Source organism: Streptomyces sp. NPDC107654 (assembly GCF_055639035.1).
This window is the reverse complement of record NZ_JBVKBI010000009.1, coordinates 217476-240571: the sequence shown is the minus strand read 5'-3', so window position 1 is coordinate 240571 and position 23096 is coordinate 217476. Positions and strand designations below refer to the sequence as shown.

The 23096-nt window shown below is 74.6% G+C and carries 21 protein-coding genes; 7 read left to right on the top strand and 14 right to left on the bottom strand.

The window, feature by feature from the left end; genetic code table 11:
• Positions 1–130: 130 nt before the first annotated feature.
• The 4 genes from ACZ7N4_RS18540 to ACZ7N4_RS18525 form a co-directional block, all read right to left on the bottom strand.
• Positions 131–355: a DUF1272 domain-containing protein gene (locus ACZ7N4_RS18540; protein ID WP_471359372.1), complete on the bottom strand. Its 225-nt coding sequence runs from the start codon at positions 353–355 to the stop codon at positions 131–133.
• 115 nt (positions 356–470) lie between these two features.
• A complete protein-coding gene (locus ACZ7N4_RS18535; protein WP_471359371.1) occupies positions 471–1379 on the bottom strand; it encodes a phosphotriesterase family protein in 909 nt (302 codons plus the stop codon).
• On the bottom strand, positions 1376–1960 hold the full coding sequence (locus ACZ7N4_RS18530; protein WP_471359370.1) for a DUF4865 family protein: 585 nt from the start codon (positions 1958–1960) through the stop codon (positions 1376–1378). The genes ACZ7N4_RS18535 and ACZ7N4_RS18530 overlap by 4 nt, the downstream gene beginning before the upstream one ends.
• A gap of 393 nt (positions 1961–2353) precedes the next feature.
• Positions 2354–2944 carry a TetR/AcrR family transcriptional regulator gene (locus ACZ7N4_RS18525; protein ID WP_471359369.1) on the bottom strand — a complete coding sequence of 197 codons (591 nt, stop codon included), beginning with the start codon at positions 2942–2944 and terminating at the stop codon, positions 2354–2356.
• Between the two features lie 168 nt (positions 2945–3112).
• Here ACZ7N4_RS18525 and ACZ7N4_RS18520 point away from each other — a divergent pair, with 168 nt between their 5' ends.
• A complete protein-coding gene (locus tag ACZ7N4_RS18520; RefSeq protein WP_471359368.1) occupies positions 3113–3412 on the top strand; it encodes an SHOCT domain-containing protein in 300 nt (99 codons plus the stop codon).
• Between the two features lie 215 nt (positions 3413–3627).
• On the opposite strand, the gene ACZ7N4_RS18515 is transcribed toward ACZ7N4_RS18520, so the two are convergent.
• Both ACZ7N4_RS18515 and ACZ7N4_RS18510 read right to left on the bottom strand, forming a co-directional pair.
• Positions 3628–4320 (bottom strand): ATP-binding protein, encoded by a 693-nt coding sequence (locus tag ACZ7N4_RS18515; protein WP_471359367.1) that lies wholly within the window; start codon positions 4318–4320, stop codon positions 3628–3630.
• Between the two features lie 436 nt (positions 4321–4756).
• A complete protein-coding gene (locus tag ACZ7N4_RS18510) occupies positions 4757–5080 on the bottom strand; it encodes a hypothetical protein (protein WP_471359366.1) in 324 nt (107 codons plus the stop codon).
• Between the two features lie 303 nt (positions 5081–5383).
• On the opposite strand from ACZ7N4_RS18510, the gene cds1 reads away from it, so the two are divergent.
• A complete protein-coding gene (gene cds1 / locus ACZ7N4_RS18505) occupies positions 5384–6508 on the top strand; it encodes an L-cysteine desulfhydrase Cds1 (protein ID WP_471359365.1) in 1125 nt (374 codons plus the stop codon).
• Positions 6509–6828: 320 nt separating this feature from the next.
• Here the strand turns inward: cds1 and ACZ7N4_RS18500 are convergent, their stop codons facing one another.
• Together ACZ7N4_RS18500 and ACZ7N4_RS18495 are read right to left on the bottom strand one after the other, a co-directional pair.
• A complete protein-coding gene (locus ACZ7N4_RS18500) occupies positions 6829–7302 on the bottom strand; it encodes an SRPBCC family protein (protein ID WP_471359364.1) in 474 nt (157 codons plus the stop codon).
• A 69-nt stretch (positions 7303–7371) separates the two neighbouring features.
• Positions 7372–8205, bottom strand: coding sequence for a DeoR/GlpR family DNA-binding transcription regulator (locus ACZ7N4_RS18495; protein WP_471359363.1), 834 nt, complete (start codon positions 8203–8205; stop codon positions 7372–7374).
• Between the two features lie 439 nt (positions 8206–8644).
• On the opposite strand from ACZ7N4_RS18495, the gene ACZ7N4_RS18490 reads away from it, so the two are divergent.
• On the top strand, positions 8645–10921 hold the full coding sequence (locus ACZ7N4_RS18490) for a hypothetical protein (RefSeq protein ID WP_471359500.1): 2277 nt from the start codon (positions 8645–8647) through the stop codon (positions 10919–10921).
• A gap of 14 nt (positions 10922–10935) precedes the next feature.
• On the opposite strand, the gene ACZ7N4_RS18485 is transcribed toward ACZ7N4_RS18490, so the two are convergent.
• From ACZ7N4_RS18485 to ACZ7N4_RS18470, 4 genes are all read right to left on the bottom strand, one after another.
• Positions 10936–13371, bottom strand: a complete 2436-nt coding sequence (locus ACZ7N4_RS18485) for a right-handed parallel beta-helix repeat-containing protein (protein WP_471359362.1) — start codon at positions 13369–13371, stop codon at positions 10936–10938.
• Between the two features lie 229 nt (positions 13372–13600).
• Positions 13601–14206 (bottom strand): Rv1733c family protein, encoded by a 606-nt coding sequence (locus tag ACZ7N4_RS18480; protein ID WP_471359361.1) that lies wholly within the window; start codon positions 14204–14206, stop codon positions 13601–13603.
• A gap of 140 nt (positions 14207–14346) precedes the next feature.
• Positions 14347–15171: an MOSC domain-containing protein gene (locus tag ACZ7N4_RS18475; RefSeq protein ID WP_471359360.1), complete on the bottom strand. Its 825-nt coding sequence runs from the start codon at positions 15169–15171 to the stop codon at positions 14347–14349.
• A gap of 43 nt (positions 15172–15214) precedes the next feature.
• Positions 15215–15655 carry a DUF6643 family protein gene (locus ACZ7N4_RS18470; protein ID WP_471359359.1) on the bottom strand — a complete coding sequence of 147 codons (441 nt, stop codon included), beginning with the start codon at positions 15653–15655 and terminating at the stop codon, positions 15215–15217.
• 323 nt (positions 15656–15978) lie between these two features.
• Between ACZ7N4_RS18470 and ACZ7N4_RS18465 the strand changes: the two genes are divergently transcribed.
• The gene (locus ACZ7N4_RS18465) at positions 15979–17286 is read left to right on the top strand and encodes a TerD family protein (protein ID WP_471359499.1); all 1308 of its coding nucleotides are present in this window, start codon (positions 15979–15981) and stop codon (positions 17284–17286) included.
• A 7-nt stretch (positions 17287–17293) separates the two neighbouring features.
• On the opposite strand, the gene ACZ7N4_RS18460 is transcribed toward ACZ7N4_RS18465, so the two are convergent.
• Entirely contained in the window at positions 17294–18487 is a 1194-nt protein-coding gene (locus ACZ7N4_RS18460) for a glycosyltransferase (RefSeq protein WP_471359358.1), read from the bottom strand.
• A 39-nt stretch (positions 18488–18526) separates the two neighbouring features.
• Between ACZ7N4_RS18460 and ACZ7N4_RS18455 the strand changes: the two genes are divergently transcribed.
• Positions 18527–19321, top strand: coding sequence for a glutamate racemase (locus ACZ7N4_RS18455; RefSeq protein WP_471359357.1), 795 nt, complete (start codon positions 18527–18529; stop codon positions 19319–19321).
• Between the two features lie 139 nt (positions 19322–19460).
• On the top strand, positions 19461–20006 hold the full coding sequence (locus tag ACZ7N4_RS18450; RefSeq protein ID WP_471359356.1) for a hypothetical protein: 546 nt from the start codon (positions 19461–19463) through the stop codon (positions 20004–20006).
• Between the two features lie 103 nt (positions 20007–20109).
• On the opposite strand, the gene ACZ7N4_RS18445 is transcribed toward ACZ7N4_RS18450, so the two are convergent.
• A complete protein-coding gene (locus tag ACZ7N4_RS18445; RefSeq protein WP_471359355.1) occupies positions 20110–21072 on the bottom strand; it encodes an O-antigen ligase family protein in 963 nt (320 codons plus the stop codon).
• Positions 21073–21476: 404 nt separating this feature from the next.
• On the opposite strand from ACZ7N4_RS18445, the gene lnt reads away from it, so the two are divergent.
• Complete coding sequence (gene lnt, locus ACZ7N4_RS18440) at positions 21477–23087, top strand: apolipoprotein N-acyltransferase (protein WP_471359354.1); 1611 nt, start codon at positions 21477–21479, stop codon at positions 23085–23087.
• Positions 23088–23096: the final 9 nt, after the last annotated feature.

The following is a 23096-nucleotide window of genomic DNA, read 5'->3' as shown; positions in this document are numbered from 1 at the left end:
TTGCCGGCACACACCCGCACGCCCGGATGGCGCCCGGCCGGTTCCGCGGCCGTCAGGGACCCGCGCGGCGCGAGGAGGACCTCCGGCGGCTCCCCGGTGCCGTCGCACAACCGCGCCACCAGGACACGACCTAGCCCACCCCGGTGATCCCGGCGCGGCCCACCGAGGCCCGGGCCGCGGGCGCACGGAGCGGACGCGGCAGGAGCCCGCCCCCGCAGTTGGGGCAGACCTGCCCCAGTTCCGCCGCGCACGCCTCGCAGAACGTGCACTCGTACGAGCAGATGCGGGCCGGGCCGTCCGGCGGCAGCGCGGTGGTCTCGCAGCGTTCGCAGCGGGCGCGCATCTCCAGTGCCATGCTCTCGTCCCTCCGGGCGGTGGTCGACGGTCGTCGCCCGCCATCCTGCGGGCCCCGGCCGACGGCCGGAACCACCCGCGAGGACACGGATCCACCGGATCGGGCCACGGCCCGCTCAGCTCTTCCAGTCGACCCCGAACGCCCGCCCCGGGTGCTCCGTGAGGATGCGCTCCACCAACTCGGTGCCGAGCTCCTCCGCCAGCCGCTGCCGCACCCGGCGCAGCAGGTACGGCATCCCGGGCCCCCCGTCGACCGACCGGGCCGCCGGCACCACCGTGTCCCCGCCGAGCAGCAGCCGGTCGGCGAACCCGCCGTCCGCCAGGGCCCGTACCACCTCCGGCATCCGCCAGTCGGTGGCGTGATGGGCGCGGGAGGGCCCGTCGAAGGCCAGCCAGCACCCGGACTCGGCGGCCCGCCGGTGCACCACGGCGTCGGGGAAGCGGTTGAGATGGCCCAGGACCACCCGCTCGCCCGGCACGCCCAACTCACCGCACAGCAGGTCGAGTACGTCCAAGGCGCCGGTGCCCTGCTCCAGGTGGACGGCGACGGGCGCGCCGGTGGCGTGGTGGGCCTCCGCCGCCGCCGTCATCGTCCAGCGGGCGTGCGCGTCGAGCCCGTGGAAGCCGCCGGCCACCTTGATCAGTCCGGCCCGCACCCCGGTCGCGGCGATGCCCTCGGTGAGTTCCGCCACGAACAGCCCGGCGAGCCGCCCGCCCCGCAGCCGGGCGAGTGCCTCGGGGTCGTAGTGCGTCGCCTGGTGCAGCCCGGTGGCGCAGACGATCCGTACGCCGGTCGACCGGGACAGCGCCCCCAGCTCCGCTGCGTGCCGTCCCATGCCGTACGGCGTCCACTGCACGACGGCCGCGCCGCCCGCCGCGCGGAAGGCCGCCAGCTCGGCCCGCGCGGCGGAGACGTCGTCCAGCGCCGGAAGGTGCGGGGTGCGCAGGAAGAGATGGTCGTGGGCGTCGCACACGCCCAGCTCGCCGGGCGGGACGTCACCGAGGACCGTACGGACGCGGGTCACCACTGCCGTCCACGGGGGAGCCGGTCCCGGCCGGGCGCGGAGAGGTGCAGCACCTCGAAGAGGTCGCCGTCGGCTTTCGGCGCGGTGTGTTCCCAGAGGGAGAAGTGCACCAGCTCCCAGGCGCGCGTGTCCACGGCCGCGGCCGCGAGCACCGCGCCGTCCTCGGCCGCGAGCCGCTCCGTCTCGGCCACCGCGTCCGCCATGTACGACGCCAACTCCACGCCCTCCGGCACTGGTCGGCGTCGACGCACGGCGAACGCCGGCGGGGAGGCGGTCGCGGTGCCCTCCTGGAACGCCAGGCCGGTCCACTGCCGGACGGCCGGCCGCCCGAAGTCGTCGACGGGCCCCTGGAAGGCCCCGTCCCACAGGAAGCGGTTCATGCCCTCCATGGTGTTCCAGAGGTAGAACGGGCCGTACTGGTTCACCGGGGAGCCGTTCACCCCGCTCTCGCGCATCATGTACGTCTTGACACCGAGGCCGTCCCAGCCGTCCAGCAGATGCCCGACCCGGGCGACGCGGGCACGGACGACCCCCATGTCGTAGTCGGCGGGCAGGGTGAACTCGTACTGCATGGCGTGCACTCTCGCGGTTCCCTTCTCGGTTCTCGGGCGGGGTGGTCGGACACGTGCGCGTGCCACTCGGTCGTCGTGCCGTCCTCGGCGGCGAGGTGGGTCATGAAGGTGCGGGGCCCGGCGCCGTGCCAGTGCCGTCCGTCCGGCTCGATCCACACCGTGTCGCCCGCCCGAATGGATCTCCCGGACCCGCACCGCACCAGCCCCCACGCCCTCCAGAACGTGCAGCACCTGCCCTGCGCGTGCCGGGTGGTGTGCGCGCCCGGGGCGAAGTGGACGTTGGACATCCGCAGCCGGGAGGGGGCGGGCGGCGCGACCGGTTCGTCCGGCCGGTCGGCGCCGGTGGAGGTCTCCGCCGGGCCCTGCGGGTGTCGGGGCGGCGTGTGGTGACGTGCACGTGACTCAGTTCTCCTGCGCGGGCGTCCGGGGCGCGAGCAGGGCGAGCAGTCCCCGGACGCCCGCGTCGAAGGCGGCGGGCGATCCGGACGCGCGGGCGAGGACGTAACCGCCCTGCACGGTCGCGAGGACGGCGGCGGCGATCTCCTGTCCGTCCAGTCCGGGCGCGAACTGCCCCTGCCGCTTGCCCTCTTCGACCAGTTTGGCGATCCGTTCGCGGATGGCGGCGATCGTCTCGTCGACCGGAGCGCGCAGTTCCTCGCTCGCCATCACATCCGGGTCCATGGTCAGCCGGCCGACCGGGCAGCCGCGCAGCACGTCACGCTCGCGCAGCAGATACGCCTCGATGCGCTCGTACGGCGTGCCGGGTCCGGCGAGCACGGCCTCGGCGGTGGCCCGCAGCTCCCCGGCGGTGCGCCGGATCGCGGCCAGGGCGAGATCGGGCTTGCCCTTGAAGTGGTGGTACATGCTCCCCTGGCCGGCCCCCGCGCGCTCCAGGATCGCCTTGGGGCTGGTGCCCACGTACCCGCGCTCCCACAGCAGCTCGCGGGTGGACTCGATCAGCCGTTCCGAAGTGCTCATGCGCCCACTGTACATACTAGTAGTTACAGCTTGCCAGCCCCTGGGAGGAGCAGGAGGACGGTATGGCCGTACTCCCCGGGTGGTACAGGAATCGCCGCCGCCCGCACGACGACGGGGACCCCCTGTCGGAGCGAGCCTCGGGACAGCACCGAAAGACCCGACCCGACGAGGGAGAGACCCGACATGCAGACCCTGGCGCACTGGGACGGCGGCTCCGGCCCCGGCCCCTGGATCCTGTTCCTCCCGCTGGTCTGGGCGGCCGTCGTGATCGGCGCCGTCACCGTCCTGCGCCGCACCGCCTGGCGCGGACGCGGCACTTCCCGGCGGCCGGTGGACGCGGGACGCCCGGCCGGCGACTCACCGCTCGCCGTCCTCGGCCGCCGCTTCGCCTCCGGCGAGATCGACGAGGACGAGTACTGGCGCCGACTGTCCGTCCTGGAGGAGCAGTTCGGCCGCGGCGGCAGGGGCGGCGTTACGGCATGACGACGACCGCGGCGGGGGCCGCGGTCCGCGTGGGCGAGTTGGTTCCGTGCTGTACCGGCGATCCGGGGCGCCCGGTCGTCCCGCCTGCCCCGGCTGTCATGGCCGTCACGACAGGCGGGGCTGCCAGGGGGAGCGAGCGGGGGCTCGGGGCCCGGGGCTCGCCGCGGGAAGGCGCCCCTCGGCGGGAGGCGCCCTCCGGTGGAGGCGCCGCCCGGTCATCGGTGAACGGCCGGCCGTGGGTTCGAGGGCGTCGTGGTGACGGGGGTCGTGCCTCCCCCGCCCGCGGCGACAGCGCCACCGGGAGCCGCAGCCCCGACCGCACCGCTCGCGGCCACGGGGGCCGCACCGGCGCCCACGGGCACGGGGGACCGGGCCTCCGCCGGCGCACCGACCCCGGCCCTGACGGGCGCGGCGACCGGTGCCGGCGTACGCGCCGGGGCGGGTGCGGTCCGGGTCAGCCCCCGGGGCGCTGCTTCCGGACGGCCGCGGAGCGGGGCCGTGGCCGGCAGGGTGAACCAGACGACCTTCCCGTTCTCGCCGTCCGGCCGGGCGCCCCAGCTCTCGCTCACCGCGGCCACCATCGCCAGGCCCCGCCCGCAGGTGGCGAGCGGACCGGTGTCCGTGCCGTCCGGGGTGTCGGCCGGCACCGGGAGACGCGGATCGTGGTCGCGGACCGAGACCGTGAGCCGGTCCGGCAGCAACTCCAGTTCGACGGTGCACGACTTGTCGGGCCTGGCGTGCCGGTGGACGTTGCTCAGCAACTCCGTCACACCGAGCGCGGCCCGGTCTATCAACGGGTCCAGATGCCAGTAGCGCAACTGCGCAGATACGATTCTGCGGACCTGGCCGATCCGCGACGGCAGGGCTTGGAGCTCCACCGTGCAGTGCCTGCTTGGATGACTGGTCACGGCTGCGACTCCCCGATGTGAGGTCCGGAGGAACCGGAAGAACACGGAGAACAACGGATCCAGCAGGGTGCTTGCGTCCAAACGTCCGCCTGCTGTCGTGGCCGGCGGGCTGGTTCGCAGCGTTATCGCCGGTAAACCCAGAGTGACGTGAGACCAGCGTGACGCAGCGGATGCGCTCCCGCAACTCGCCGCGACCGACCGCTGCACGCCGTGAGCGGCGCCCGGACGCGTGGTGTCCAGGACCCGACGTCGTACGCGGCCCACGCCGTACGGCGCGCGCCGCACGCGGCTCGCCGTGCGCGGCCCGTACCGTACTCGGCCCCACAAGGCTCAGCGTGCGCGGCCCGTGCCGTACGCGGCCCACGCGGCTCACTGTGCGAGGCCCGCCGTGCACGGCGCGCCGCACCCGCTGTACCGCCACGCGGCGGGACGCCTCTCAGCCGCCGCGTCCCGCCGCCCGGCGCACCGCCTCGACGAACCGCCGCGCCGCCGGCGGCCCCGGCTGCCCCGGAGCGGGGTCCTGGTCGCCCAGTGTCAGCAGGTACCGGGTGCCGTTGACGTCGGCCAGCGCCCGGTCGTCCGGCACGAACCATGGCTTGGACGCGCGTACCGCCTGCACCGGCGCGCTGTCTATCTCGCTGCCGTAGCTCGTCAGCAGCTGCAGCCGGCCGTCGCTGATCCGGACCTCCCCGGCCCGGGTGAGCGAACGCAGACGTTTGCCGATGCGCACGCCTGTGGCGCTGAACTCGGGCTCCGCCATGTGTCGCCGCCCCCTTACGGTCTTCCCGTGGTTCCGTGTGCGCCCCCGTCCGGGACGGTGGTCCCGTCGCGTGCAGTCTGCCGCGCTCCGGCGTGGAGCACCAGTACGCACGGGGCGCCTGCGACATCCGCCGGGAGCACTTCCGCCCATGCGCCCCCGGATGGCTCGCACGCGTGTGCCCCAGGGTGTCTTTGAGCCGCCCAAAGATGCGTTTATGCAGGTGGGAAGCGGGTGAAAGCTGCCTATGCTCGATCTGCCGGCTCGCGTGAGGCGCCGTCGGCGACGAGCGTAAGGAGCCTTGCCGTGAGCACCACTCCCCAGACCAGGACCGGCGCCACCCTCGATGTCGACCGCAGCGACGCCGCCTACCGCGCATGGCTGAAAGACGCCGTCCGCAAGGTGCAGGCGGACGCCAACCGCTCCGCCGACACGCACCTGCTGCGTTTCCCGCTGCCCGAGCAGTGGGGCATCGACCTCTACCTCAAGGACGAGTCCACCCACCCCACCGGCAGCCTCAAGCACCGGCTCGCCCGCTCCCTGTTCCTCTACGGCCTCTGCAATGGCTGGATCCGTCCGGACCGCCCGGTGATCGAGGCGTCCAGCGGCTCGACGGCGGTGTCCGAGGCGTACTTCGCGAAGCTGATCGGTGTGCCCTTCATCGCGGTCATGCCGCGCACGACGAGCGCCGAGAAGATCCGCCTCATCGAGTTCCACGGCGGACAGTGCCACTTCGTGGACGACTCCCGGAAGATGTACGAGGAGTCCGCCCGCCTGGCGGCGGAGACCGGCGGCCACTACATGGACCAGTTCACGTACGCGGAACGGGCCACGGACTGGCGCGGCAACAACAACATCGCCGAATCGATCTTCCGCCAGCTGCACCTGGAGCGGTTCCCGGAGCCGGCCTGGATCGTCGCCACGGCGGGCACCGGCGGCACCTCCGCGACCCTCGCCCGCTACGTCCACTACATGCAGTACGACACCCGGATCTGTGTCGCCGACCCGGACAACTCCTGTTTCTTCGAGGGCTGGACCACCGGCGACCCGCACGTCACCTGCGACTGCGGCTCCCGGATCGAGGGCATCGGCCGGCCGCGCATGGAACCGAGCTTCGTGCCCGGGGCGATCGACCGGATGATGAAGGTCCCGGACGCGGCCAGCGTCGCCGCCGTACGGGCCCTGGAGGGTGCGATCGGCCGCAAGGCGGGCGGCTCCACGGGGACCGGCCTGTGGAGCGCGCTGAAGATCGTCGCCGAGATGGTGGCCGCGGGGCGCACCGGCAGTGTCGTCACCCTGCTGTGCGACCCGGGCGACCGCTACCTGGACAAGTACTACTCGGACACGTGGCTCGCGGAGCAGGGCCTGGACATCACGCCGTACACGGCGGTGCTCGACTCGTTCCTGGCAACGGGCGTGTGGCCCGCCTGACCGTCCCGCCCCACCCCACTCTCACCGGTCTCACCGGCTCGTCAACGAGGTCGGCGCCGCCGGGGTCCGCGAACCGGTCCTCACCGGCCGGGCCCTCGGCGCGGCGCGGGCCCGGCCCCTGTCCGTCCCGCAGAGGGGCGTCCCCGCTCACGAGCTGCACGCGGCCGTCGACGACTGGGCCCGGGCCCGTCGTCCGCCGCCCCCGGCGGCCTGCTCAACTCGCTGTCCGCCGCATCCCGCCCGGCCGACGTCCGCGCACCGGACGCGGAGCCGATGGCGGCGGCGGTGACCGAGGGCGGCACGCCCGCGGCGACGACTGGTCAGCGCCCGGACAGGCGCCGGTCCAAGGAGGTCACCGCGTCACGGAAGGCGCGCTTGAGCCCGGGCCGGCCCAGCAGCAGGACGAACCGGAACGGCGCCGTCCCGTCGGCGGCGAACGTCCACCGCACGCGTGTGCCCGTGCCGTGCGGGGCCAGGCGCCACTCCTCGGCCAGGGCGCGGGCGCCCGGCACGGTGGCGGTGTCGACGCGGTAGGCGTACACCTCGGGTGCCTTCGCCACCAGCACCGTCTCCGTGAACCGCGTCCCGCCCCGCAGCCGGATCTCCCGCCCGGCGCCGCCGTCGGTGGCCCGGGCGTACGTCACCGCGGAGAACCACTGCGTCCAGCCGGGCACGTCCTCGGCGAGCGCGCGGAAGACCTGCTCGGGAGGGGCGGCGATGTTCCGCGCGAAGACCAGGCGCACCGGCGCGGTGTCGACGAAGTCGATCTCCACCGGACGCAGACGACGAGCCATGGACGACATCCCCTCGTGACGGTCGTGCACTGCGATTGACCGGACACCGTCACGATAGCTGACGGCTTCTCAGCTGTCTGTGCCGTCCTCGTCCTCCGGCTCGCCCGCCACCACCACCCGCAGGTGCTCGGAGATCTCCGCCCGCGCCTCGGCCGGCAGCCCCGCATCGGTCACCAGCGTGTCCACCTGCTCCAGCGCGGCGAACGAGCTCAGGCCCACCACACCCCACTTGGTGTGATCCGCGACCACCACCACCCGACGCGCCGAGTGCACCAGCCGCCGGTTGGTCTCGGCCTCCGCGAGGTTGGGCGTGGACAGACCCGCCTCCACCGATATGCCGTGCACACCGAGGAAGAGCAGATCGAAGTGGAGCGCGGCGATCGCCTGGTCGGCCACCGGCCCCACCAACGAGTCCGAGGGGGTGCGCACCCCGCCGGTCAGCACCACCGTGGCCGAGCCCTGCCGCTGCCCGGACGTGCGCTGGGCCGCGTGGAAGACGTCCGCTACCCGCACCGAGTTCGTCACCACGGTCAGATCGGGAACCTCCAGCAGGTGCTGGGCGAGCGCGTACGTCGTCGTCCCACCGGACAGGGCGATCGCCGCCCCCGGGACGACCAGACGGGCCGCGGCGCGCGCGATGTCCTCCTTGGCGGTCAGCTCCAGTCCCGACTTCGCCTCGAACCCCGGCTCGTGCGTGCTCGCCTCGACCACCGGCACGGCACCGCCGTGCACCTTCTCCAGCATCCCCTGGCGGGCGAGCGCGTCCAGGTCGCGGCGCACGGTCATGTCCGAGACGCCGAGCTTGCGGGTCAGCTCGTTGACCCGCACCCCGCCCCGGCGCCGGACCTCGTCCAGGATCAGGGCGCGCCGCTGCTCCGCGAGGAGGTTCTGATTCTCACTCACGTACGCTCCGGTCCTTTCGCCGCCAACCGTCCGACGCCCGGCGTACCGGCCCCGACCAGGAAGTCCATCCGTCCGGCGGTGCGCGGGCGTCCCATCCTTTCATGGCTCGGTCCCGGTTGCGCCACCACCTGCCGGACCGTCCGCCGTGACACGGTTCGGGGGAGATTCGGTGACGGCAGGTGTACGCGACCGCCGGAGAGGACATCCTGAACCGCGCACGACACAGACGTCAGGGCGTCACGGGGGAAGTGCGAGAACAGTGGAACGTGCACAGGACCACCCCACCGGGCAGCACACGGACCACACGGCCGGGCAGGGGACGTACGGAGACCGCGAGGCCGGGCCGGGGGAACACGGAGACCGGACGGCCGCACCGGGGGAGTACGGGGAGCGTACGGCCGGGCCGTGCCCGGGCCGGCCCGCGGAGCCGGGGGACGAGCTGGAACTGCTGGTGCACGGGGTCGGTGGCACCACCCCGGAGAAGATGCTCGGCGACCCGCGCACCGTCCGGGTCACCGGCGACGACACCGCCGCCGTCTTCCGGCGGACCGAGGACACCGAGGCCGCCGCGGCCGGCCGGGCCCCCCACGGCGAACCGGTCCGGGAGGCCTACGTCTGGTGCAACCTCACCTCCGGCGACGGCAGCCGTGCCCTGTGGCTGTTACTGCTGCCGTTCATGGTGGTCAACCTCGCCCACTGGATGCGCCCCGCCGCACCCGCCCGCCCGCGCACCGTCCGGCTCTACGGCCTCCTCGTGCGCCTGGCCGCCCTCACCCTGACCGCGCTGCTGGTGGCCGCCGCCTGCGAGGTGGCCCTCGACCTGGTCGCCTGGCAGTGCGCCGGCGTCCAGGCCTGCGTCCGCCGCCACTCCTGGCTGGACTTCCTGTCGCCCGCCGCCGGCGGCTGGTGGAGCGCCCCCGGCCGCCGCCTCGCCCTCGCCGCCACCCTGCCCGCCGCGCTGACCGGGCTCCTCTGGTACCTCTCGCACCGCACCTGGCGCGCCTACGAGTCCCACCTGCCGCTGTCCCCCGAGCCCGACCCCGCGGCGGATTCCGGTGCCCCCGGGCCCGACGACCACGGCAGCGCACTGGTCCGGCCCGGCTTCTGGTACGGCCGCCGTCTGGTCGCCCGGCTGCGCGCGGCCCACACCGCGGCCGGCCTGCTCACCGTGGCCGGCGCCGTCACCACTCCGGCGACCCGCTTCGACCACCGGCCCGGCGGCCCCCCGCTCCTGGACCTGCTCGGCTGGCTGCTGACCGCGGCCCTGCTCGCCTGCGGGGCGGCGGTGGTGGGAGTGGTCTGCCGCCGGGGCCGCAGCGAGAACCGGCTCGACCAGCGGCTCGACCGGCACCTCGTCCGTTCCCTGAAGCTCGCCGCGCTGGCCCTGCTGCTGCTCGGCATGGTCTACGCCGGCTGGTCCCGGCCCGGCTGGCGGTCCACGGGCCGGCTGCCCGGCGACCCGGCCTTCGGTGCCCTCATGCTGGCCCAGGGCCTGCTCGTCGTCGCCCTCGCCGTCGTCGCCCGCTACCTGTACCGGCGCCGCCCCGATCCGCGCGCCGCGCTGCGCGGCCTCGGCGGACCCGCCGTCGCACTGCTCGCCTGCGCGCTGGGCGGAGTGGTCTCCGGCGGGGTCGCGCAGCGGGTCGCCGACTGGCTGGACGGTACCCGCGCCCTGCTCACCGGGCCGCCCGTCCTGCTGACCTGGCAGGCCTCCGCCATCCCGCCGACCCTCGCGGTCCTGCTCCTGCTGGCCGCCGGGCTCGGGCTGCGCACGGCCCGGCTCGCCCGCGCCGAACGCGACCAGGTCCGCGGCGAGCACCCCGGCGAGCCCGAGGACGCCTCCCGCACCCGCGCCATCGCCCACGCCCGGGCCATGGCCGGCCTCACCGACCGGGCACCCCTCCTCATCGGCGTGCTCACCGCCACCACCCTCGTGCTGGGCAGCGCGGCGCTGGCCGGGGCCCTGGCCACCCGGAAGACACCCGACGGAGCGGCCCGGCACGCCCACCACCTCGTCCAGGCCGTGGCCGCGACCTCGCAGGCGGTGGGCTCCTGGCTGGTCGGACTCGGCTTCCTGCTGTTCGTGACGTGGGGCCGGCGCGCCTACAAGGACGCCTCCGCGCGGCGCACCATCGGCATCCTCTGGGACGTCGGCACCTTCTGGCCCCGCGCCGCCCACCCCTTCGCCCCGCCGTGCTACGCCGAGCGCGCGGTGCCGGACCTCACCTGGCGCATGGCCACCTGGACCCGGCGCACCCAAGGAAAGCTGGTCCTGTCCGGCCACTCCCAGGGCAGCGTCCTCGCCGCCGCGGCGGCCTGGCAGTTACCGCCGTCCGTCCGCGGGCGGGTCGCCCTGCTCACTTACGGTTCCCCGCTGGAACGCCTCTACGGCCGCTGGTTCCCGGCCCACTTCGGCCCGCCCGCGCTCGCCGCCCTGCACCACGACATCGCCTGCTGGCGCAACCTGTACCGGCGCACCGACCCCATCGGCGGCCCCGTCCGCGTCGCCGACGACACCGCCCCCGACGTGGACCACGAGCCCCTGCGGGACCCGCTCGCCTACGGCCGCACTCCGGACCACCCGCTCCCGGCCCCGATCCTCGGCCACTCCGACTACCAGTCGGACCCCGCCTTCAGCCGCGAACGCGCCCGCCTCCTGACCCGGCTGCGCCCGGAGGTACCGGCCCAGCGCCCGGAACGGGGAGCCTCCGGCTGAGTCCGCCGGGACGGTCAGGGCAGCTCCGGCAGATCCTCCGCGAACAGCAGGGTCAGGTCGTCGGTGGTCGGGTCGGGCAGCTGGGCGACGCGGCTCGCGTGGCGCTCCACCATCGCCTCGAAGGTCTGCCGGGCGGTGCGGCCGTTGCCGAACGCCGGGCCCTTCGGGATCGCGGTGAAGTACTTGAGCAGCGCCTCGGACGCCCCCGGCGCCAGCCGGTACTCGTGCTCGTCGGCCTGCTGCTCCACGATCCGCAGCAGCTCCTCGGGGCCGTAGTCGCCGAAGGTGATGGTGCGGGAGAAGCGGGACGCCACACCCGGGTTGACGGACAGGAAGCGTTCCATCTCCGCGGTGTACCCGGCGACGATCACCACCACCGCGTCCCGGTGGTCCTCCATCAGCTTCACCAGCGTGTCGATGGCCTCCTTGCCGAAGTCCCGCCCGGCGTCCTCCGGGGAGAGGGCGTAGGCCTCGTCGATGAACAGCACACCGCCGCGCGCCCGTTCGAAGGCCTCCTGGGTGCGGATCGCCGTGGAACCGATGTGCTCGCCGACCAGGTCGACCCGGGACACCTCCACCAGGTGGCCCTTCTCCAGCACGTCCAGCGAGGCGAGGATCTCGCCGTAGAGGCGGGCGACCGTCGTCTTGCCGGTTCCCGGGGAGCCGGTGAAGACCAGGTGCCGTTTGACGGAGGCCGCCTTCAGCCCCGCCCGCTGCCGGCGCCGGCCCACCTCGATCATGTCGGTCAGCGCCCGCACCTCACGCTTGACACTCTCCAGGCCCACCAGCGCGTCGAGTTCGCCGAGCACGTCCTTCGAGGTGCGCTGCGCGTGCTCCGGCTCCGCGGCGGCGACCGGCTGCTGCTCCGCCGCCCGCTGCCCGGGGAACGAGCCCAGCAGCCCGGCGGACCGCGTCGCCGTCTCCACGGCCGCCTCCCGCACCGCGGGCCCCCGCAGCCCGCCGCTCTCGTCGCTGGTGCAGTCCTCCACGACCGGTCCGCTCCCGGACCCCGCGTCCGGTCCGCCCTCGGCGAACTCGTACCCACCGCGCGCACAGCGCTCCGTACGGCATCGGCGCAGCGTCGTACGGCAGCCGTCGATCACATGGAAGCCGTAGCCGCCGCTGCCGGTGACCCGGCAGTGCAGGAAACTGCCCCGGCCGCCCGCGGAGACGTAGAAACCGGCCTCGGAAGGGGAGTCCACCGTGCAGCGCTCGATGGTGGGGTCGGCGCCCTTGGTGACGATCACCCCGGTCTGGGTGCCGTCCAGGGTGCAGTTGTCGAGCGTGCCGCCGCTGCCGTGGTCGCGGAACCAGGCACCGGTGGCCGCCTCCCTGATCCGGCAGTCGTCCAGCTGCGCGGTCGCCCCGTCGCTCACCGACACGGCCGTGTTGCGCACCTGCGACAGATCGCTGTCCACGACGTCCGCGCGCGAGCCGCGGTCCAGCACGAACAGCGCGTCCGGCACGTCGTGCACCCGGCAGGAGTCGAGCACGGCGGTCGCCCCGTCGCTCACCCACACCGCAGGATAGTCGCCGGTGCTGTCGAAGATCTCGCACTGGTTGGCGTCCACCCGGGTCCCCGGGTCCCACACCGACAGGCCGTTGCGCCCGAACCGACGGACCGTCGTCCGGGTCAGCGTGAGCACCGAGCGGGAGCGCAGGTCGACCGCGTTCTCCGGGATGTCGTGGAGGCGGCAGTCGGCGAGCGTGAGCACCGCGTCGGTGTCCAGGGTGATGCCGTCGGCGGTGGTGCGGTGCACATCGCAGTCGGTGAGCTGCGCGGCGGCCCGCTGGGTGACCTGCACTCCGGAACCGCGTACCTCGTAGATCTCGCAGCCCACCGCCTCCAGCGAGGAGTTCTCACCGGTGACGGTCACTCCGGTGCCGGAGGCGTGGTGCACCCGGCAGCGCTCCAGCCGCGGACGGGCCCCGCCGCGGACGGCCACGCCCGCCTGCCCGGCGGCGACGACCTCGCACTCCTCGAACACCCCGCCGGCGGCGTCGAGTACGGCGATGCCGATGCCGGCCGGGTTGTCGACGGTGCAGCGGCGCACGGTGGGCCGGGCGCCGCCGCGCACCTCGACGCCGACGGCGGACCGGGTGACGATCCGCACGTCCAGCAGCTCGGGTGTGCCCTCCTCGACCAGCAGCGCGGGCGCCGCCGCGTCCTGCCCCTCCACGTGCACGTCCTGCACGACGGCCGAGGCCCGCACGGTCAGCGGAGCCCCGTCCGCCGGCGCGATCCGCACCGAACCCGGGGAGCCCTCGGGCCCACGGAGCGTCACCGCCCGTTCGAGGACGAGGTTCTCCCGGTAGGTGCCCGGGGCGATGGTGAGGACGTCGCCGTCGGCGGCGGCCTCCAGGGCGGCGGCGAGCGAAGCGTACTCACCCGTGCGGCGCCGCCACCGCGACGTACCGGTGTGCGTCACCTGGACCGTGCCCTGTGCCATGGCGTTGCCGTGCCCCCACCTCGTCGTACTGATGGCTCGCTGACCGTCGGGACGCGGCCGCCGGTGCCCGGCCGTGACCGTGCCCGCCCTCGGCGGTGTGAGCGCGTTCGCGCCCCGGTGGATCCGCGCGCCCCGGGGTTCACGCACCCGCGGGTTGTCGCCGAAAGCGCTTCGGCCGGTCCACCGTAGCGTGTGCGTGCGCGCCGGGTTGACCGGAGCCGCAAGGCCGTCAGCTGCCGGTGCCCGCCTTGCCCCAGTCCGGGCCCGCCCGGTCCCAGGCCTGGTCCCAGCGCGCGTACCGTCTGCGGACCAGGCGCCAGACGGTGATGCGCCGGCCGGTCTCGACCAGGCCCGCCGTCAGCAGGGCCGCGCCGAACCCGGCGAGGACGGCGTACGTCGTCGCCGTGGCGGAGTCCAGCGGGCGGGTCGTTATTCGTCCGCGCGGGTCGGTCCAGAGCCTGAAGCGGTCCCCTCGGTGCGGAATCCTGAGGTCGGCGAGGACCGGGCCGTGCCGCGGGGTGCCGTCCGGCGCGGTCCAGTCCGCGAGGACGCGGCTGCGGACCTCGCGCGCGGAGCTGGTGTCCGGGTCGGCTTCCGGCACGGTTCCGCCCAGGGCCCGTACCACGGTGGCGGTGACCTGGTGGCGGGCGTGCTGCTGGTGCCGTGCCGACCGCTGGAGCGAGTCCTGGGCGGCGGCACCGGCCAGCCGGCCGGTCACGGGCGCGGCCACGGCGATCAGCACCAGCGCCACGAGGGCCACCCAGGCCTCGGCCAGATCCGTCCCACGGCGCAGCGGATTGCCGCGCCAGCGCCACAGCCCGCTGAGTGCTCGCATGTCCCCACCCCCTTCCGGCCCCCGTCACATCCCCCGGCGCACGCGGCCTCTCACGAATTTCTCATGCTTCGTCAACGTGCGGGCCGCGTCCCCGGTTCCCGTCCCCCGGATCGTCACCGGATCGCTTCGCGCGCCGGTTGTCACGCCAGGACGCGTACCGGGTCGCCGACTCTGACGGTGCCGGGGGAGAGCGGGACGAGGTTCTGGCCGAACAGCAGCCTTCCGTCCGTCCGGCGGTGGCGGGCGAGGGTGTGGAGCGGTTCCTTGCCGCGTACGGCCGTGGTCTGATCGGTGGTGGTCACGACACACCGTCCGCTGGGCTTCGGGGCCCGGAAGACCACCTCACCGATGGAGATCCGCGTCCAGCGGTCCTCGGCCCAGGGCGCGGTGCCGGCGACGACGACGTTGGGCCGGAACCGGTTCATGGGCAGCGGGCCCTCGGCGGCGTGCGGGCCCTCGGCGATCAGGGAGTTCAGGGCGTCCAGCGAGCCGAGCGTGGTCACCAGCAGGGGGTAGCCGTCGGCGAAGCTCACCGTCTCGCCGGGCAGTGCGTGGTCGGGGTCGACCGGGCGGCGGGTGGCCGGATCGTCCATGTGGACCAGGCGGACCTCGGCCCCCAGATAGGTGCTGCACCAGGCGTGCGCGGCCGCGGCCGCCGGGACCCCCTCCACCTTGGTGCCGAACACGTTCGCCGGCACGGTCCGCGCGGGCTCCGGCACCTCGACCGTCAGCGGCGCCAGCCCGGGCGCGGACAGACGAACGCCGCCGCCGGGCAGAGGCTCGGCGGCGGCAAGTGCGAGGCGCGGCTCCTCGCGCTGTGTGACGACCTTTCCCCCGTCGTCGATCAGCGTCCAGCGTCGGTCTCCGGCCAGGCCCCAGGGCTCCACGACGGCCTCCCGGAGCGACACGCCGCGGAAAGCCTTGACCGGGTGGACGTGGATCGACTCCACTTCGGCGTTCCCCATGCCGTCCATCGTGCCAGGTGGCACCGACAGCACGGGTCGGCCGTCAGTAGCCGCGGTACTGCTGGTTGTTGTACGGGTCCTGGTAGGGAGCCGGGGCGGGGCGGGGCGCGGCCGGGCGCATGGCCTCGTACCCGTTGCCCCCCTGCATCGGCCGCTGGGGCTGCGGCGCCTGCGGACCGGGATAGCCGCGCGGGGCGCTCGCCTGCTGCGGGATGTACGCCGTGGGCGCGTGCTGCAGCGGTGCGGGCTGCGGCGTCTGCGGGTAGCCGTAGACGGGGGCGGCCTGCTGGGCGGGGGCCGCCGGGAGGGCGGGGAGGGCCGACGGCAGGGCGGGCAGGCTGCTGCCCGTGTCGTAGGCGGCGGGGACCCGGATCGGGGCGATCTGCGGGGTACCCCGCTCGGCCACGAGCGAGTCGTAGATCGGGGTGTCCGGGAAGGAGGCGGAGTAGTAGCCGCCGCCATAGGTGGAGCGGGGGGAGGTCATGGCACATAAGTTAAGCCCACGATGTGCTGGTTGGGGAGACCGATAAGAGGGTTGTTTTCCGTGTCGGCGGGTGCCTGGGATCCTCAATCCGAGCGAACTTGGCAAAAAGGGACGCCGATCAATGTTTGGATCGTGTAAAAGCCGAGTTCCTCTCGGGTTACCGGCGGTTGACCGGCGATCTTCCTGTGCCGTTCATGGGCGTGCGCCGTCCCCGGGAATAGGTTGTGCGGGTAGGGATCGCACGGGCCGGGACGACTCGGACCGGGAGGCGGAACCCGGAGACCGGAACCCGGAAACCGACACGCGAGGGGGCGGACATGTCAATGTCGAAGGGATCGAACACACCGGTGCCGACGACGGCACTGCGGGTGGAACTCGGCTGGCGCTCCGGCCCCGGAGTGCCGGACGCCGACGCCTCGGCACTGCTGCTGGCCGCCGGAAAGGTCCGCTCGGACGGGGACTTCGTCTTCTACAACCAGCCCGCGCACGCCTCCGGCGCGGTCCGTCACGAGGGCAAGCGGTCGGCCGGTGAACGCGTCACCGACACCCTGCTGGCCGACCTCGCGCGCGTGGAGGGCGCCGTCGAGCGGATCGTCCTGGCCGCCTCCGCCGACGGCGGAACGTTCGGCCGGGTCCCCGGCCTCTACATCGAGCTGACCGACGCGGCCTCGGGGCAGGTCGTCGCCCGTTTCGACAACCCCGGCGCGACCGTGGAGACGGCCTTCGTGCTCGGCGAGCTGTACCGCCGTGAGGGCGGCTGGAAGTTCCGTGCCGTCGGCCAGGGCTACAGCAGCGGACTCGAGGGCCTGGCGACGGACTTCGGCATCACCGTGGACGAACCGCAGCACGCCGCCCCGCCCACCGCCCCGGCCCGGGCCACCCCACCATCCCGGCCCGCCGCGACCCCGCCGCCTCCGTCGGCCGCCGCCCCGCCCGCGCCGTCCCCCTCGGCCGCCGTCCCGCCCCCGCAGCCCGCGGCCCCGCCCGCCCCCGCAGCCCAGCCGGTGCGCCTGTCCAAGGTCACCCTCACCAAGGCGGCCCCGTCCGTCTCGCTGGCCAAGCAGGGCGGTACCTCCGGCGCGATGCGGGTGAACCTCAACTGGCAGATGCGCAGGCCGTCCACGGGCTGGGGCCGATGGAGCGGCGGCGGCGACAACGTCGACCTCGACCTGTGCGCGCTGTACGAACTCACCGACGGCCGCAAGGGAGTCGTACAGGCCCTCGGCAACGCCTTCGGCTCGCTGCACCGGCCGCCGTACATCCACCTCGACGGCGACGACCGCTCCGGAGCCGTGGCGACCGGCGAGAACCTCACCATCAACCTCGACCACGCCCGGGACTTCCGGCGCATCCTCGTCTTCGTCACCATCTACGAGGGCGCCCGCTCCTTCGAGGACCTGCACGCCACCGTCACCCTCCAGCCGCAGTACGGCGCCCCCATCGAGTTCTCGCTGGACGAGTGCACCGTCGCCTCCCCGGTGTGCGCGCTCGCGCTGATCACCAACACCGGCGGCGACCTCCTCGTCCAGCGCGAGGCGCGGTACCTGGTGCCCGAGCGCGGATCGAGCCCGCAGCGGACCATGGACCGCGCCTACGGCTGGGGCATGAACTGGACGCCCGGCCGCAAGTGAACCGCGCTCAGCCCTCGTCGGGCACGGCGTCCGGGCGGGCGTAGGTGCGGCCCTTCCACGCGGCCCCGCGCCCCCGGTAGTGCTGCACGGCGGAGTCGACCGTCATCAGCAGGTACAGGAACGCGGTGAACGGCAGGAGCGGGGCGAGCCACAGCGGCTGCCGGTAGTAGCGCAGCATCGGCAGGTACGTTCCCGCCATCACCGCCCACGCCGCCGCACCGACGAGCGCGGTCGCCGCCCCGCCGCCGGCCACGCCCACGGCCACCGCGGCCGGCGGCACCAGGTACACCAGCGCCAGCCCGGCGACCGTACCGAGCAGCAGCAGCGGGTTGTGCCGCAGCTGGGCGTAGGCGCTGCGCGAGACCATCCGCCACAGGTCGGCCAGCCGCGGATAGGGGCGGACGCTGTCGACCCGGTCGGCCAGCCCCAGCCAGACCCGGCCCCCCGAGCCCTTCACCGCGCGCGCGAGCGCCACGTCGTCGATGACGGCGTGCCGGATCGCCTCCGGAACGCGCGCCTTCTCGGCCGTCTCCGCGCGCAGCAGCACACAGCCGCCCGCCGCCGCGGCCGTGCGCGAGCCCGGCCGGCCGATCCACCGGAAGGGATACAGCTGCGCGAAGAAGTACACGAACGCCGGGACCACGAGCCGCTCCCACGGGCTCGCCACCCGCAGCCGCGCCATCTGCGACACCACGTCGAAGCCCCCGGTGCGGGCCGCCGCCACCAGCTCCCGCAGGCTGTCCGGCGCGTGCGCGATGTCCGCGTCGGTCAGCAGCAGGTACTCGGGGTCACGCGCGCGTGCCAGGCCGATGCCGTACCGCACCGCCCACAGCTTGCCGGTCCAGCCCGCCGGCGGCTCACCCGGCGAGCCCACCGTGAGCGGCAGCCCGCCGAGCCGCCGGGACAGCTCCCGGGCCAGCTCCCCGGTGCCGTCCGTGCTCCCGTCGTCCACCAGGAAGACCTCCGCGCGCCCCGGATAGTCCTGCGTCAGCAGCGACGGCAGGCTCTCGGGCAGCACGGCCGCCTCGTCACGGGCCGGTACGACCACACAGACCGACGGCCACTCCTCCGGCTCCCGGCGTCCGGGCAGCCGGACGTCCGTACGCCAGAAGAAGCCCTGGCCGAGCAGCAGCCAGCACCAGGAGACCAGTGATACGACGGTGATCCACAGGAAGGCGTCCACGGCCGCAGTCTGCCCCACCCGGCCGGGCCACGAGGCCGCATCGTCTATCGTGGCCGGGTGAAGATCGCGCTCATGGACTCCGGAATCGGCCTGCTGGCGGCCACCGCCGCGGTACGGCGCCTGCGGCCCGACGCGGACCTCGTGCTCTCCCTGGACCCGGACGGCATGCCCTGGGGTCCGCGTACCCCCGAGGACGTCACCCGGCGTGCGCTGGACGTCGCCGAGGCCGCCGCGGCCCACCGGCCCGACGCGCTGATCATCGGCTGCAACACCGCCACCGTGAACTCCCTGACCGCGCTCCGCGCCCGCCTGGAGCCCGGTATCCCGGTCATCGGCACGGTCCCGGCGATCAAGCCGGCCGCGGCCGGCGGCGGACCCGTCGCCATCTGGGCCACCCCCGCCACGACGGGCAGCGCCTACCAGCGCGGCCTGATCGAGGAGTTCGCCGGTGGTGTGCGGGTGGCCGAGGTGCCGTGCTGGGGGCTCGCCGAGGCCGTCGAGCACGCGGACGAGGCGGCCATCGACGCGGCCGTCGCCGCGGCGGCCGAACTGACACCCGACGATGTCACGACCGTCGTCCTGGGCTGCACCCACTACGAGCTGGTGGCGGAACGTATCCGCACCGCCCTCCAGCGTCCCGGCGCCGCCCCGCTGGTGCTGCACGGATCCGCCGGAGCGGTGGCCGCCCAGGCCCTGCGCCGGCTCGGCGAGCTGCCCGCGCCCGACGCCGCCGCCGAGGGCACGCTCACGGTCCTGCTGAGCGGCCGGCCGGGACCGCTGCCCGCGCCCGCGCTGCACTACGCCGAGGGGCGGCTGCTCCCGGCCACCGGCCCGCTCGCCGACCGCAGCTGACACCGGCCGCGGCCGGCACCGGCCGGCACCGGCCGCGCGGTGGCCGTCCGGCGCGGCCGGACCGGTGTCTGGGCCGCCCGGAGGAGTCACCCTGTGCGAGCGACTACCCGCGCAGCGAAACCTGAGTAACCTCGTAAACATGAGGCACCACCCCGAGGCCGACGACAATCCGCACCCGGACGTCTGGACGGGACGCGCCACCAACCGGGTCCAGTGGCTGCTGGCGCTGGCCGGCGCCGCCTGCATGGCGCTCGGCGTCCAGCTGGCCGTCGACTCGGCCTGGAGCTCCGGCATCGCCCCGCTGGTGATGTCCGTCGTGGGCTGCATCGCGGCCGGTCTGCTGGTCCTCTTCGGCACGCTCGCCTTCGTGCACGTCGACCTCAAGCTCGACAAGGAGTGCGTCGAGGTGCGCTGCGGACACATGGGGCTGCCACGCCGCCGCATCCCGCTCTCCCACGTGGCCGGCGCCGACTTCACCGCCCTCGTCACCCCCCGCCACTGGGGCGGCTGGGGCTACCGCTGGCGCCCCGAGAAGGGCACCGCGGTCGTCGTACGCCGTGGCGAGGGCATCGTGCTGCGTCTGTGGGACGGCCACACGTTCACCATCACCGTGGACAACGCCGAGGCGGCGGTGCGGGCCATCAGGGACCGTCTGCGCACGATCCGCCCCGGCACGGCCGCCTGAACGGGCACATCCGCGCTTCACGGTTCCGCGGCGAGCCCGCCCGCTCGCGCTGACGTGGCGACGCCCGCTGTTCACACACCCCACCGTTCCCCGCGCCCGCTGCTCACGGTCCCCCCGCGACGCCCGCCCACGGCCGGGCCGTGGCCCAGCCGGCCAGGAGGGCCGCGCCCGCGGTCACGGACGTGAAGCTCAGGGCGTTGCTCACGGCGGCGAGGGCGGCCAGCACGGTCAGGGTGGTGCCAGCGGTGAGGGCGATCGGTGTGGAGCGGGGGGTGCGCCACAGGGCGTACAGGACCCAGCAGAACACCGCGACCAGCAGGAGCACTCCGACCAGGCCCTGTTCGGCCGCCTGCTGGAGCGGGGCGGAGTGGGGTCTGCCCTCGGCCGGCAGGGGCGGGGACGTGGCGCTCAGCTCGCCGAAGCGCCCGGGGCCCACCCCCAGGCCGCTGTTCCGGCCCGCCAGCGCGAGGGCGTCCCGCCACAGCCGTAGCCGGGGCGCGGGGAACCGGCCTTCGAGCGCCCCGGTGAGACCGTCGGGCAGGACCCCGGCGGCGGTCGCCCAGACCGTCGCCGTCAGCAGAGCCGCCGCCGCGACCGGAGCCGCCAGCCACACGGCCCGGCCGCGCGCCGCGCCCGCGACGAGTGAGCACAGCAGGACGACGAGGCCGGCCGCGCACCCGGCCACCGACCCCAGCGCGGCCCCGGCCGCCACGACGGCGCAGGCCAGCGCGCGCAGCCCGAGCCGGAGGGCCGGTACGGCCGTGGCCCAGGCGGCACAGCACGCGGCCCCGGTGGCCAGCGCCAGCAGCGCGGCCGTGGCACCGGCGTGCCCGGGCGGGGCGGCGTACCAGGGGCCGGGGGAGAAGCCGGGCGGCGCCACGGCCAGGGCGAGGCCCGCGGCCGCGCCGGCGCAGGGTGCCGCCACCGGCAGCAGCGCGCCGGAGACCCGGCCCGCGGCATACCCGCCGGCCACGGCGAGCACGGCGAGCAAGACGCCCTCGGGCCGTCCGCCGTGAGCCGCCGCGGTGATCAGCGACCACCCGGCGCAGGCCCCCAAGAGGATCATGCCCGTCCCGTCGGAAACGTTTCTTCGCGTGATGTAGGTGTCCGCACCGTACGCACCGGTCGCGGATCCCGTCCCCGTCGACCCCACCCGTCGCCCCTCGCACCCCGGTCCCCCGACCTGTGGCAGCCCACGGCCGCGTGCCGGGTCCGGCCGCGCCGCCGAGGCTGGGCACACCGTAACGGCTCCGGGGCGGTTTGGGGACGAGGCGCGGAGGAACACCGAGATTCCGGCACATACCGGCGGCCTTTCCACCCGGGGTCACCGTCCCCGTCCGGGGCGGTCACCGTCGGCCGGACATCCGGCCGACGGTGCCGGGGAAAGGGCGCCCACCAGCGACAACCGCCGAGGTTCCGGTGCCGGGCCGTGCTGTCGGGGGTGACGCCGGCCGCCGTACACTCACCCGGGTGACCGTCACCGCTACTTCCGTGGACCAGCCGGACCGGCTCCAGCCGAGCCCCGCCCCCGGGGCGCGCGCCGGCCGGCTGCTGCGCCTGGTCCCGGCCGCCGCCTCCGCGCTCTGGGGAGTGCTGCTCTACGTCAGCTTCCCGCCGCGCGCCCTGTGGTGGCTGGCCCTGCCCGCCTTCGCCGGCTTCGCCTGGGTGCTGCGCGACCGGAGCTGGAAGGCGGCCCTCGGCCTCGGTTACCTCTTCGGGCTGGGCTTCCTGCTGCCGCTGCTGGTGTGGACCGGCGTGGAGGTCGGTCCCGGCCCCTGGCTGGCCCTGGTCGCCATCGAGGCGCTCTTCGTCGCGCTGGTCGGCGTGGGTGTCGCCGCCGTCTCCAGGCTGCCCGCCTGGCCGGTGTGGGCGGCCGCCGTGTGGGTGGCGGGCGAAGCGGTCCGCGCGCGCCTGCCCTTCGACGGCTTCCCCTGGGGCAAGATCGCGTTCGGCCAGGCGGACGGCGTCTTCCTGCCGCTCGCCGCGGTCGGCGGCACCCCGGTGCTCGGCTTCGCGGTCGTCCTGTGCGGGTTCGGCCTGTACGAGGCCGGACGGCTGCTCGCGGAGCGGCGCCGGAGCGGGACCCTGCGGCGGTCCGCCGCGGCCGTCGCGCTGCTGAGCCTCGCCGTACCGGTGATCGGCGCGGTCGCGGCCCGCGCGCTGGTGAGCGACGAGGCGGAGGACGGCACCGCCACCGTGGCGGTCGTCCAGGGCAACGTGCCGCGTTCCGGGCTGGAGTTCAACGCCCAGCGGCGGGCCGTGCTCGACTACCACGCGCGCGAGACGCACAAGCTCGCGGCCGACGTCAGGGCGGGCAAGGTGGCCAAGCCGGACTACGTCCTGTGGCCGGAGAACTCCTCCGACATCGACCCCTTCGCGTACCCGGACGCCGCCGCGGTCATCGCGGAGGCGGCCAAGGACATCGGTGTGCCCGTCTCCGTGGGCGCAGTCGTGGAGAAGGACGGCAGGCTGCTCAACGAGCAGATCCTGTGGGACCCGGTCAAGGGGCCGACGCAGACCTACGACAAGCGGCAGATCCAGCCCTTCGGCGAGTTCCTCCCGCTGCGCTCGCTGGTCGGGGCGATCAACAAGCAGTGGACCGAGATGGCCCACCAGGACTTCAGCCGGGGCACCAGGCCGGGCGTGTTCGACATCGACGGCGCCAAGGTCGGCCTGGCCACCTGCTACGAGGCGGCCTTCGACTGGGCCGTGCGGGACACCGTGACGCACGGGGCGGAGATGATCTCCGTGCCGAGCAACAACGCCACCTTCGACCGCAGCGAGATGACCTACCAGCAGCTCGCCATGTCCCGCATCCGTGCCGTCGAGCACAGCCGCACCGTCACCGTGCCGGTGACCAGCGGCGTCAGCGCGGTCATCATGCCGGACGGGCGGATCACCCGGAAGACCGGCATGTTCGTGCCCGCCTACCTCGTCCAGAAGGTGCCGCTGCGGACGTCCACCACCCCCGCCACCGCACTGGGCATCCTCCCCGAGATCGCCCTGGTGCTGGCCGCCGCGGGCGGGATCGGCTGGGCGGTCGGCTCCGGACTGCGCTCCCGGCGCGCCGGTGACGCGTAGCCGTACGAC

Bases quoted from the DNA above. Each gene is read 5' to 3' on its own strand.
- ACZ7N4_RS18540 (WP_471359372.1), bottom strand. From the start codon at position 355: ATGGCACTGGAGATGCGCGCCCGCTGCGAACGCTGCGAGACCACCGCG.
- ACZ7N4_RS18525 (WP_471359369.1), bottom strand. From the start codon at position 2,944: ATGTACAGTGGGCGCATGAGCACTTCGGAACGGCTGATCGAGTCCACC.
- ACZ7N4_RS18520 (WP_471359368.1), top strand. From the start codon at position 3,113: ATGCAGACCCTGGCGCACTGGGACGGCGGCTCCGGCCCCGGCCCCTGG.
- ACZ7N4_RS18510 (WP_471359366.1), bottom strand. From the start codon at position 5,080: ATGGCGGAGCCCGAGTTCAGCGCCACAGGCGTGCGCATCGGCAAACGT.
- ACZ7N4_RS18500 (WP_471359364.1), bottom strand. From the start codon at position 7,302: ATGGCTCGTCGTCTGCGTCCGGTGGAGATCGACTTCGTCGACACCGCG.
- ACZ7N4_RS18485 (WP_471359362.1), bottom strand. From the start codon at position 13,371: ATGGCACAGGGCACGGTCCAGGTGACGCACACCGGTACGTCGCGGTGG.
- ACZ7N4_RS18480 (WP_471359361.1), bottom strand. From the start codon at position 14,206: ATGCGAGCACTCAGCGGGCTGTGGCGCTGGCGCGGCAATCCGCTGCGC.
- ACZ7N4_RS18475 (WP_471359360.1), bottom strand. From the start codon at position 15,171: ATGGGGAACGCCGAAGTGGAGTCGATCCACGTCCACCCGGTCAAGGCT.
- ACZ7N4_RS18470 (WP_471359359.1), bottom strand. From the start codon at position 15,655: ATGACCTCCCCCCGCTCCACCTATGGCGGCGGCTACTACTCCGCCTCC.
- ACZ7N4_RS18465 (WP_471359499.1), top strand. From the start codon at position 15,979: ATGTCGAAGGGATCGAACACACCGGTGCCGACGACGGCACTGCGGGTG.
- ACZ7N4_RS18450 (WP_471359356.1), top strand. From the start codon at position 19,461: ATGAGGCACCACCCCGAGGCCGACGACAATCCGCACCCGGACGTCTGG.
- ACZ7N4_RS18445 (WP_471359355.1), bottom strand. From the start codon at position 21,072: ATGATCCTCTTGGGGGCCTGCGCCGGGTGGTCGCTGATCACCGCGGCG.